This window comes from Pseudoalteromonas sp. AWM4_233 (assembly GCF_056158285.1).
The window spans coordinates 695,707-706,588 of record NZ_JBSWSZ010000001.1 but is presented as its reverse complement, the minus strand read 5'-3'; the positions used below and the strand labels follow the sequence as shown (position 1 = coordinate 706,588).

The window sequence follows — 10,882 nt, the reverse complement described above, 5'->3', positions numbered from 1 at the left end:
TCGCTAAACGCTCTAATTACAGCCAAGCATGAACTTTAGTAACTCCTTTTTGAATACTTACTAAACGTTTTGTTGTTTCAAATAAACCTTGCGGCACAGAAGAGAAGAATTCACACATTAGATAGGTATTTTAAACGTGGCAAAAATGATCCACAGTATGATCCGAGTTTTGGATGTAAAAAGGTCGACACAATTTTATCAAGATATACTCAACTTAGAGATAAAGCGTACCTTAAACTTTGACGGCTTTGACCTGCATTATTTAGGTAATAATGAAAGTGATTTTGAGCTAGAGCTTACCGTTAATCATGATAAAACCAAGCCATTCATTCTAGGTGATGGCTATGGTCATTTGGCATTTAGCGCGCAAAATATAGAAGCGCTGCATGAGAAAGCGGTAAAGCTGGGTTATCAACCTCGCCCAGTTAAGTCTTTTTATAATGATGATGAACTCGTCGCTAAATTCTTTTTTATTGCCGATCCTGATGGCTATGAAATTGAAGTGATAGAACGTTCGGAGGCTTATCACTAACAATCTCTCAATAAGTAAATTTATTTAAACCTTTTTTGCGCCTATGTCTGGTACATTACGTGGTGATTACTCAAGCTCTTGGGTTACATTTAAAGCTCAAGTTTAAAAAAGAGGTATGCCATGTTATTAAAACAACTTCGTGCTCAAAAAGGCTGGTCCCAAGAGACTTTGGCCGAAGAAAGTAAGATAAGTGTTCGTACTATACAACGTATCGAAAACGGCAAACGCGCAAACCTCGAGACACTCAAGGATATTGCGAACGCACTAGATGTTGAAGTAAATACGCTAACTCGAGAAAATAAGTTAAGCGTTACTTTAAATAAAGAGCAAAAGTCATTTATTTCTAACTTAATCTATTTTGCTGTAGTTATGCTGTCTTTAATGGTTATAAGTGTCACCTCAACAGAAAGTGAAAATTGGGTTTGGTGGATATTCCTTGGTGGTAGTTTATGTCTTTTATTTGAAGGACTCGAAGTTTTTGGTGTCTTTAAAGCATTAGAAGATGAAGAAGAAAACACTTAAGCTTGATTAGCTATTATTTTTGAGCATAAAAAACCACCTAGCGAGACAACTTGCTAGGTGGTCCTGGGCAGTTATTTTCAAATGTGAATATGCTTCAAATCAAAAGTCACATTTAAGTAACTTCATCGGTTTGTCTGCTGCCATAACACACCCTCTCGCTTCATCCGATGCAGTCTTACATTGCTTCAACATATCAGATTTACTTGGTGCATTTTCTTTTAAAACTGATTTAGCATGGGCGACAACTTTATCGCATTCACTCTCTGGTACAGATTCAGCCTTAGAGCATGCTGTTAATAAAAAACCACAAAAAGAAAGAACTGCTAACGTGCTAATTGATTTCATATCTGTACCCTACATTCATGAATATAAAGAGTATAGTTGGAAATCTCCAAGTCGCTAAAAATTATTACCACATTTGAATATCAAAAATTTCCTTTCTCATCACACTAAATTGTTACCAGATTTGTATTTGGCTAGTAATCAGTAACTGACCCCTTTATGCTCAATTAACCGTCATTTCATCCTAGGTTGGTTATGTCTAAATTATCTTTCGGACTGCTGATAAGCAGCTTTATCGTTTTGCTTTTCCATACGAGTATTGCTTACTCGCAAGAAAGAGAGCGACGCGCTCCACCGCGTAAACTCACAACAGAGCAAGCTCGCATTGCAGCTAATAACTATCAAAAATACTGCGCGCTGTGCCATGGTGAAAACCGCGAAGGACATAAGAACGATCATGCCCCATCACTTCGTAGCAAAAGCCTGATGGAATCAGGCGTGGCACATCAGATATTGAGGCCCATGCAATATGGCCGAAAAGGCACGGCGATGGGCGGCTACTTAGATGAAGTAGGCGGCCCTATCACACTTGCTGAAACTTGGGATTTAACTTATTGGCTTTTTGAGCAAGCAGGATACGACAGACTTAAGTTTTCAACCAATCCAGTACAGGGCGATATAAAACGCGGAGAAGTTGCTTATCAAAAGGAGTGTGCGAGTTGTCATGGAAAACAAGGTGAAGGCATTACAGCACCTGCATTGATGAATCAATCAGCCCTTGCCCATAATACCGATGAGTTTATTCGCTATGCCATTCAAGAGGGTCGACAAGGCACGCCAATGCAAGCCTTCAAAAATAAGCTATCAGCATCTGACATTAATAATATCACCGCCTTTTTACGCAGCAAATCAATGGGGCAGGTTGAAGAAAAACCAGTCCTTAGAGCACTGCCTGAGCCCAAAGATTATATTGTTAACAAAGCGGGAGAAGACCCGAACTTTGATTTGAAAGATGGCATGTATGTACTTTCAAAAGATCTCAATGATGCACTCAATGCAAAAAAACGCATGGTATTGCTAGACACGCGCGTAACCTCAGTATGGCAAACAGCACATATAGAAGGCGCCATCCCCTTCCCCTACTATGCTGATTTAGATGAAACCGTAGCAGGGATTCCCAAAGACGTGCAAATAGTCGCCTATTGCTCTTGCCCTCGCGCCGCTGCAGATCACACTATCAATCGCCTCCGTGCTAGGGGTTACACTCGCACAGCCGTATTGTGGGAAGGTATTTTCGGCTGGATGCACTTGGGCTACCCTGTAAGACGTGGAAATATCTCAGGGGTGAATGACTAACAAGTCATTGTTTATAATAGATAAATTTTAATAATAATTTTTAAGCTGGTTTTATAATTGTTTGATAAGAGACTTTTAAACGCTGGAGTGGGATTGTTACATCACTTTACAAAACGCCATTAGAATTGAGTGATTAACTTATTCCAAAGGCGTAAACTAAATATTCAAAACTGATAAATTTCAAAGGACGACACCTATGAAAAAAGCATTTACGATTAGTGCACTAGCACTGGCACTGGCTGCTTGTTCACAAACATCAAATAACAACACACAAGCGAATGCAACAAACGCGCTTGCGCCACTTGATAAGCTTGCTGTTAGCCCGAATGACCAACGCGGCTACAGAACTTTAAAGTTAGAAAATAACATTGAAGTGATTTTGGTGTCAGACCCAACAACTGAGAAATCTGCAGCGGCATTAAACGTCGGTGTCGGTCTTTTACAAGACCCAATGACGCAACAAGGTATGGCACACTATCTTGAGCACTTACTTTTCTTAGGCACAGATAAGTACCCTGAAACAAACCAGTACAAAGAATTCTTAACCGAAAATGGCGGTGTTTCTAACGCATCGACTTGGTTAACTTACACAAACTATATGTTCAAAGTGAACAATGACGCTTATGACGAAGCGCTTGATCGCTTCTCTGATTTCTTTAAGTCACCAAAGCTATACCCTGAATACACAGAAAAAGAAATCAACGCAGTTAACGCTGAATGGTCAATGCGCCGCGAGATGGACTTTTTCGGTCAGTTCAAACTATCACGCGATATGATGGGTGAGCACCCAGCTAACCGCTTCTTAATTGGTAACCTAGAGACGTTAGGCGATAAAGAAAACAGCAACCTTCACAAAGAAACCGTTGAGTTTTACAACAAGTACTACTCTGCCAACATCATGAAAGTGGCGCTGATCAGCAATGCCTCGCTAGATGAAATGGAAAAGTTAGCGAAGAAACACTTTTCACCGATTAAAGACAAAGGCATCGAGAAGCCGCAGGTTAAGCAAGAAATTAACTTTGCAGAGTTAGGCGGTAAGAAAATTTACTACAAGCCTAACCAAGACTTAAAGCAGCTAAAACTTGATTTCACCATTAAAAATAACCAAGACCAGTTTAAGTTTAAACCAAATGCATTTGTGTCTTACTTACTTGGCTCTGAAATGCCTGGCACACCAGCGCAGCAGCTAAAAGCATTGGGCTGGATCAGTTCATTGAATGCCGGCGGTACACCAAACCATTATGGTAACTACGGTGAAATGTCTATTACCCTAAACCTGACTGATTTAGGTATGCAGAACCGTGACGAAATCGTTGCCATCATCATGCAGTACATCGACCTAGTTAAAGAAAAAGGCGTTGATGAAAAGTACTACAAAGAAATCAAAACTTCGCTTGATAACGAGTTCAGATTCTTACAAAAAGTCGACGAATTCAGTTATGCCGCTCAGTTAGTTAACAGCATGCAAGATTACCCGCTGAATTATAGCATCAACGCGCCATACTATTTTGGTCAATTCAATGCCAAAGCGGTTGATGACGTTTTATCACAGTTAACCCCTGACACTCTGCGTATTTGGTATACCAGCAAAAATGAGAAAGTCGATCAGAAACAACATTTCTATGCGGGTGAATACCGCATCGAAGACATTGCTGAGAGCGAAATTGCAACTTGGAAAAAACCAACTCAGGTGGCATTAGCACTACCAAAAGTGAATCGTCTATTACCTGAGAACTTCGACCTTAAAACTGCGGGTATGAAGCAATCGACTGCTGAACTTAAAGTTGAAAAAGACGGCGTGAAAGTGTGGCACTACCCAAGTCAATTATTTGCAGAGCAACCAAAAGGTATCTTAAAAATTGACCTAAATGCCGGCGAAGCAAATACAGATATCGAAACCCAAGTGTCTCTTGCACTTTGGTCAGATCTATACAACCTACAACAAAGCTTATTACAAGCTGAAGCAAGTGTTGCGGGTATCAGCACGCGTGCAACAACGAGTAACGGTATGAGCCTGTTACTGAACGGTTTCACTGATAAGCAAAACTTGCTGCTTTCTGAAATGCTATCGGATCTAATTCCTGAGGTGACAGAGACGAACTTTGCCCAAGCCAAAGACCGTCTTATTCGTGGCATCAATAACGCACAAAAGCAATTTACTGTTCGTCAGTTATTCCCTGCCCTTCAGAATTTAACTGAAGCCAATAACTTTGAAGATGACGCGTTAATCGCAGCAGCACAAAAGTTAGATGTAGCGACTTTCAAAGCACGCTTAGAAAAGCTGGTAAAGGCAAACCAACCGCGTGTATTTGCATTTGGTAACTACAACCAAGGTGATTTAGAAAACGTTGCTGAAGTTATCAGCAAAACGCTTGGTAGCACCCACACGCAAACAAGCTTTGCAAAAACCAAAACTATTGCACCATTACCGCAACAGGTTTTGAGCTATCAAAAAGATACAGCAGCTGCCGACAATGGCTTATTAGATATTCATGTTCATCGTAAAGCTGGCTTCAAACAAAAAGCCATTGCGAACGTATTGGCAAAACACTTCAGCCATGAGGCATTTAACCAATTAAGAACTGAAGAACAACTGGCTTACGCCGTAGGTGCGTTCTACTACCCGGTTGATGACTATGCAAGTATAGGTCTATATATCCAATCACCTGTCATGGACCTAGTACAAGCGCAAAAACGTTTTGATGACTTCAAGGTAGAGTACAAAGCCAAGCTAGATGCACTAACACCTGAGCAATTTTCAGCAATAAAGCAAGGCGTACTAGTAGGCCTGACACAAGCGCCGAAGAATATGTATGAAGAAGTTTCTCCTATCTTCTCTGATTGGTATAAAGAGAACTGGAATTACGATTCTAAGCAACAAATGATCACCGAAGTTCAGAACGTGAAACTGGCTGATATCAAGCAGTTCTACAATGAAACGTTAGCGAATCCAAAAGCGTCTCGTATCAACGTACAACTGCGTGGTGCAAACTACCAAGACAAGCCATTTGCTGAAATTAAAGGTCAAACCAAGATCACTGACATCGCTGAGCTTGCTGGCAAAGTCAGCTATCAACTTTAAAGAGTAATACCAATCCTCTTAATTAAGTGATCTATTTTGAGGCAAGGAAAACGGGGCGATAGCAAGGCGAAAATTTTGCTATTTAGTTGTTCTAAATAAGAAATTTTTAACGAAGCTAGCGTCCGTTTTAGTCCCTCAAAATGATTGAGTATTATTGAGGATTGGTATAAATGTAAGCCCGTCAGGGCTTGCTCCTACTCATATGCCCTCAAGGGTTAACCTAACGGTTAACCCTTTTTTATTTCTTGGTAGAAGAAATCTCGCTTTTTGTGAAAGATTGTAAATATTAACAATAGGTTAAAGGTGAGGTTACAAGCGTGGTCTAGGCTGAATATTGAAACAACATGGAGAAACTAAAATGATAAAAACAGCCAAAGCACATATGCAAGAAAATCTCAGCGTAGACATGAATCCGATGCTAGACATTGTTTTCATCTTATTAATCTTTTTTATTGTAACCGCCAGCTTTAACAAAGAAGCTGTATTAGACATCGAACGAAACAACTCACCGACATTGTCTGTCACACCCAAAGTGACCCCACAGTTCACCATAGATGCCAACAACAAGGTGTATTTAAATAACCGCCAAGTTGAAATTGATGCAATTAATGTAAATATCGCCAAACTCGCTGCCAATGCAGACATTACCGCTATCAGTGTTAGAGCCCATGAAAATAGCCAACACAATACACTGGTCGGAGTTTTAAATGCGATTAAAGAGCAAACTTCAGCGCCAGTTGCACTAGGCGAGGTATTAGCGGATTAATCTAAGCCCGAGTTAACGTTTAAAAAACAAATTGAACAAAGCGTGGGGTTACCCCACGCTAATATTTTGATAAAAGTGCGCGATATAAAATCACACATACAACAATGTCATAAGGCTGTAGGCGTGGGTTTACCCCGCGCAAATATTTTGATGAAAGTGCGCGATATAAAATCGCGCCTACAGCGAATTATGCACCTATAGATGCGGGTCAAAATACCTGTTTTGTTCGGCCGTTCATTTACCAAGTTAAACGCACAATATTACTTTGTGCGCTTAATGACTCAACCATCAACATGCCTTGTTGCTCAGGGTGAATATCAAAGTTCAGACGAAATTGGTTGTCGTCCATTTTTTCACACACCGCATCTTGAGAAGGATTAGTGAGAGACACAAAACAAACTTCACCCACTCTTGCCACTCTTCTAGAAAAATACAATGCATTATTTTTTATACGCCAACGATTAGGGCTTGCAGAACTCAATTGCGCAAGTTGTGACTGCTTTTGCCAACCTTGTTTACCTTTTTTTAAGAACCAAGCCGTCAGTGATGTGTCTACTCCAATAGCCGTGTCTGTATCTAATGATTTAAAGCTCAAAAAACCTGAAGCAATAAACTCTCTCTCACCATTGAGTACATTGAGTTTCACTATATTTGGCACATTCCCCTTTAAGTGAGCAACATAAATCGCGCGGTTATCTGCACTCCAAATAGGATTTTCAACGCGCTCTAAAGCTGCGGTTACAAAGTTGAGACTTTGTGTAGGCTTGGCTTTTTGAGTGTTTAAGATAAATAACCGCCCAGAAATAATACCGGCTAATTGGTTGCCGTCATCCGATGCGACCAATGCAGTCAGTGTGTTAGCACCATTAAATTCTGCGAGCGTAAAGCGTTTGCCATGTGAGTTAATGCGCTCTATCGAAAGCTGCTTATTATTTAATGCCGCAAATACCAGATCGGCTGAAGCATTTAAATAAGAGGGAAAGTCTTGAGCCCCAGCATAGTTAAATATACGCCCATTGAATAATGCATTGTGTTCAATTGAGCTTTTAATCTGAAGTGGACGCTCTTTAATATCTAAAAAGTCGCCATTATGCTGCCTTAAAATCAAACACTGCCTACCACAGCTAGCAAATACATCATGGGTGTTTGCCGGCAGTGTTATATCTTGCTCTATTTTTTTACTCTGCAAATTATAGTGGGCTAGCTGACCATTAAAACTGGTCAAAAAGATCTCTGAACTTTCGTGCCAAACCAACTTGCTTGCAGCAAAAGGCAACATCACATTGGCTTCTTCATCCCCCGACTTTAAGTCGATAATAACCAGTGCTGCTTTTTGCTTGCTCACCTCTCTCAAAATGGCCAATTTCGCGCCATTATCAGAGAGTCCTGCTAGGTAATCTCCCTTCCCTGCCACATTGGGGTAACTCAGTGTTTTTAACTGCTTTGACTCTAAATCATATTGATAAATACTATGTTGCTTAGTGCTTTTGACTTGCTCCGCAAACAATAAGCCTGATTGCGCTTTGAGCCAGCCAATCACAAATAGATTCTTTAAGCTTTTATCATTTAATGTTTGGGTTTGTATTACATTACCCTGCTTATCAAACTCAGTAATATAGTGCAGGTAGTCAATGCCATTACCCGCACCATAAACCAGCTTGGTACCATCTGGTGACCAATACACGTTGGTATAATTTTGCGTATCCCATGTGAGGCGATTGAGAGAATTAGATGTCAAGTCTTTGATATATATTTGCTGCGGACTGGATTTGGTTTCTCTATGTAAAAATACCAGTCGTTGTGTGTCACTATGGTAATCAGCAAACACTTCTGAGCCTGATAGTTCTGTTATATTACTTACACTTAATTGAGTTGGTTTTACTACCGCTGATTCAGTCTGTACAAACCACATCATTAAACTGACTACCACGAGTAATGCCAGCAAAATACTGATTAGACTTTTAGTTGCTGGTTTATGCTCTGTTGCTGTGTTTGACCTTATCACTTGAACAGGTAATAGCCATTTATATCCTTGCTTAGGTACCGTTTTTATAAATTTAGGGGTGCGAGCATCATCACCGAGTAAATCACGTAACTTTTTAACTGCGGCACGAATCGACTCATCCGTGACCGGACGACCAACCCAAACTCGCTGTTGGATAACATCTCGCTCAACGATTTCTCCACGTTGCTCAAGCAATAACAACAACAGTGTAAATTGTTGTGGTTCAATATTAAGCCGCTTACCAAAGCGACTCAATGTCTCACTATCTAGGCATAATTCAAAATCATCGAACTGATACTTCATTTGTTCTGAAGAAAAACTTTCCATTTTAAATTATAGCCTTACAAGTTGTGACTTTTTGTTATTAAGCCATTCTGACATAGCTTAACGAGACTTCACAAAACTTTCTTTGTGTTTTTATTACTCAGCCAATAAAAGTGTTTCACCTGCTTTTTACTTATATAAAAACAAAGGACTTACATTGAAATTTGTCATTTATGCTATTAGTCAGAGCTTAGTTATTAGTCTGCTATCCTTGCTGTTTAGTTTTTCAGCCTCTGCTGAATTAACTAACCATGATTTAGAATTACTCGATCAAGATATTCAGAAAATCGTTAAACAATATAAACTTCCCTCGTTGGCTTATGCCATTTTACAAAAAGATACACCAGCATTTATCAGGGTCTCGGGAGTGACCAATATAAAAAATAACACGCTTGCCGATCAGCACACCCAATATCGTATTGCCTCAATCAGTAAAATGTTTGTTGGCATTGCTGTGATGCAATTGGTAGAAGCAAAGCAAGTTAAACTCAGCGATAAAGTCAGTGATCTTTATCCTGAGCTAGAGTTCCATAACCCTTGGCAAGACACTCATCCACTGCTATTAGTACATTTATTAGAAAACACCACAGGCTGGAATGATATTTCACTGAGCGAATTTGCCTATGAAAACACCCCAGCCTTAAACCTTGATGACGCGTTAGTGATTAACTCAAACAGCCGAACATCGCGTTGGCCTCCCGGTACACGACAGGCTTACACCAATTCCGCTGCGACGGTCGCCGCACGTATAGTTGAAAAATTATCAGGCCTGAAATTTACCGACTATGTAGAGCAACATATTTTCACACCATTAAACATGCAACATAGCAGCTATGCCAAACCACTTGACCAAGATAACGCTGCAACTGGGTATAAACGTCATCAGCCTGTGCCGTTTAAACATATTTTAATGCAACCCTCTGGCAGTTTAAGTGCCAGCATAGAAGATATGAGTCGATTTACTATGATGTTAATCAATCAGGGGGAGCCACTTTTATCTGCAAACACACTAAATAGAATGGAACATTCTGAAAGCACTAACTTGAATCGATTTGCCGCGGGTTATGGTATTGCTAACTTTTCGAGATACTATCAAGGTCACCGATATCGCGGTCATGATGGTGCTTTGCCTGGCTGGATGTCTGAATTAGTGTACTCTCCCAAACATAAAACTGGATTTGTAATGCTACTCAATAGCGAACATCCAGCAGCATATCGCGCTTTAACTCTGTTGATTAGTAAAGCGCTTGCTAACAGTTATGCAAAACCTGAGTTCGCACAAAGTAAAATTCCCGAAGAACTCATAGCTCAATCTGGTTATTACCAATACATTAATCCAAGAAACGAAAAACAATTTTTCTTAGAACGTTTGATTGCGACAAGAAAATTAACCGTGACACCAGACTCTGCAAACTTCTCTTCTTTATTGCCTGCCAATTGGCAACGCACACTGTATTACTCTGAACAAGGCAGATGGTTAAACCCTCAGGGTGAAGAGGTCATGGCATTTGCTAATGACCCCATCGAAGGTGAAGTACTGCACTATGGTAACTTGGTCTTTAAATCGGTTTCTGGACTTCAAGCATGGGTTGATAAAGTCATCGCCATTACATGGCTGCTGTTTCTAGTTGGTTTAATTTTACATAGTTGTTACTGGCCTTGGCGACGTAAAAAACTGACTGCACCTGAAGTTCAGCTGAGACAATCGCTATCATTCAATGCTTGGAGCGCATTACTCTTTTTACTTTTCTTAGCTATTGGGCTTATGTCAGCCATCGACCGACTTGGTCATATCGGTTTTTTCTCTTTGGGCCTCATGCTCTCAAGTCTGCTATTGGCAGCAACTGCTTTATGGTCTACATGGAAGTTGAAACTACTTTATAACCAGTTAACAGCCAAAACAGCCTTTTACATCGCCAGCCTATTTGCTGCATTACAGTTAATGGTGGTCGTGTACCTTGCTGCTCATGGCGTCATAGGTATTCAAAGTTGGACCTAAACCTTAGTTTCTAA

At 40.2% G+C, this 10,882-nt stretch carries 8 protein-coding genes; 6 read left to right on the top strand and 2 right to left on the bottom strand.

Annotation, left to right across the window (positions count from 1 at the left end; genetic code table 11):
* The first annotated feature begins 145 nt into the window (after positions 1–145).
* Both ACXAC4_RS03060 and ACXAC4_RS03055 read left to right on the top strand, forming a co-directional pair.
* Entirely contained in the window at positions 146–532 is a 387-nt protein-coding gene (locus ACXAC4_RS03060) for a VOC family protein (protein WP_475164038.1), read from the top strand.
* 120 nt (positions 533–652) lie between these two features.
* Positions 653–1,054, top strand: a complete 402-nt coding sequence (locus tag ACXAC4_RS03055) for a helix-turn-helix domain-containing protein (RefSeq protein WP_475158947.1) — start codon at positions 653–655, stop codon at positions 1,052–1,054.
* Between the two features lie 99 nt (positions 1,055–1,153).
* Here ACXAC4_RS03055 and ACXAC4_RS03050 read toward each other — a convergent pair whose 3' ends face one another.
* On the bottom strand, positions 1,154–1,399 hold the full coding sequence (locus ACXAC4_RS03050) for a hypothetical protein (protein ID WP_475158945.1): 246 nt from the start codon (positions 1,397–1,399) through the stop codon (positions 1,154–1,156).
* A gap of 192 nt (positions 1,400–1,591) precedes the next feature.
* Here ACXAC4_RS03050 and ACXAC4_RS03045 point away from each other — a divergent pair, with 192 nt between their 5' ends.
* The 3 genes from ACXAC4_RS03045 to ACXAC4_RS03035 all read left to right on the top strand — a co-directional run bounded on the left by ACXAC4_RS03045 (position 1,592) and on the right by ACXAC4_RS03035 (position 6,540).
* Positions 1,592–2,692 (top strand): c-type cytochrome, encoded by a 1,101-nt coding sequence (locus ACXAC4_RS03045; protein ID WP_475158942.1) that lies wholly within the window; start codon positions 1,592–1,594, stop codon positions 2,690–2,692.
* 196 nt (positions 2,693–2,888) lie between these two features.
* The gene (locus ACXAC4_RS03040) at positions 2,889–5,774 is read left to right on the top strand and encodes an insulinase family protein (protein ID WP_475158940.1); all 2,886 of its coding nucleotides are present in this window, start codon (positions 2,889–2,891) and stop codon (positions 5,772–5,774) included.
* Between the two features lie 358 nt (positions 5,775–6,132).
* Positions 6,133–6,540 (top strand): ExbD/TolR family protein, encoded by a 408-nt coding sequence (locus ACXAC4_RS03035; RefSeq protein WP_475158938.1) that lies wholly within the window; start codon positions 6,133–6,135, stop codon positions 6,538–6,540.
* A 238-nt stretch (positions 6,541–6,778) separates the two neighbouring features.
* Here the strand turns inward: ACXAC4_RS03035 and ACXAC4_RS03030 are convergent, their stop codons facing one another.
* A complete protein-coding gene (locus ACXAC4_RS03030; protein WP_475158937.1) occupies positions 6,779–8,872 on the bottom strand; it encodes a winged helix-turn-helix domain-containing protein in 2,094 nt (697 codons plus the stop codon).
* A gap of 154 nt (positions 8,873–9,026) precedes the next feature.
* On the opposite strand from ACXAC4_RS03030, the gene ACXAC4_RS03025 reads away from it, so the two are divergent.
* Positions 9,027–10,868 (top strand): serine hydrolase domain-containing protein, encoded by a 1,842-nt coding sequence (locus tag ACXAC4_RS03025; RefSeq protein WP_475158936.1) that lies wholly within the window; start codon positions 9,027–9,029, stop codon positions 10,866–10,868.
* Positions 10,869–10,882 lie beyond the last annotated feature (14 nt).